Origin of the sequence: Dyella acidisoli (assembly GCF_030160295.1) — a bacterium.
GTDB classification, from domain to species: Bacteria; Pseudomonadota; Gammaproteobacteria; order Xanthomonadales; family Rhodanobacteraceae; genus Dyella_B; species Dyella_B acidisoli.
The window spans coordinates 1-731 of the sequence record NZ_BSOB01000007.1; the positions used below are offsets into that span (position 1 = coordinate 1).

Below are 731 nucleotides of genomic sequence, written 5' to 3' on the forward strand. Positions count from 1 at the left end.
GGCGGAGTCAATCTAGAAGTGCATCATCAATCTTCTGCGCCAGATCATCGCGACCGAGCGCCCGCATAAACATCTCAGCCGGACAGTGGTAGTCCAAGGTAGCGCGCGGTCGCGTATTGAGCTTGCGCGCAATCGCATCCAGTTGGCGTTGGCTGTGCACCGATAGGTCCGTGCCTTTGGGAAGGTATTGCCGCAACAAGCCATTGGTGTTTTCGCAGATCCCCCGCTGCCAGGGACTGTGCGGGTCCGCAAAGTAGATCGACAGTCCCGTGCGCTCGGACAATGTCTTGTACAGCGCCATCTCCTTGCCTTGGTCATAGGTCAGGGTCTGGCGCAATGACGCCGGTAACAACTGGAAAGCACGACTAAACCCCTCCAGCGCCTGCGGTGCCGAGCAGCCGTCCATTTTCACCAACTTCAGGAATAAGGTGCGTCGATCCACCAACACGCCCACGGATGATTGATTGCGCGCTCCCTTGATGAAGTCACCCTCCCAATGCCCTGGCAGCAGGCGTTCGTTGGCGTCCGGCGGCCGATCGTGGATGCTCGGCAAATCGGGCATGTGGCCGCGTCGATCGGTGCCTTGACTCCGTGGGCGACGGGCACACTTATGTTGGCGCAGCAAGGCCACCAGTTCGCGTCGTAACGCACCGCGCGGTGCGGCATAAATGGCGGTGTAAATCGTTTCGTGAGACACGTGTCTGGCCGGTTGATCGGGATACCGCCGACGC

General features: G+C 59.9%; 1 protein-coding gene. It reads right to left on the reverse strand.

Annotated elements, in window-relative coordinates; translation table 11 throughout:
- Positions 1 to 7: 7 nt before the first annotated feature.
- On the reverse strand, positions 8 to 731 hold a 724-nt coding region (locus QQJ86_RS04350), incomplete at its 5' end, for an IS30 family transposase (protein WP_284319694.1).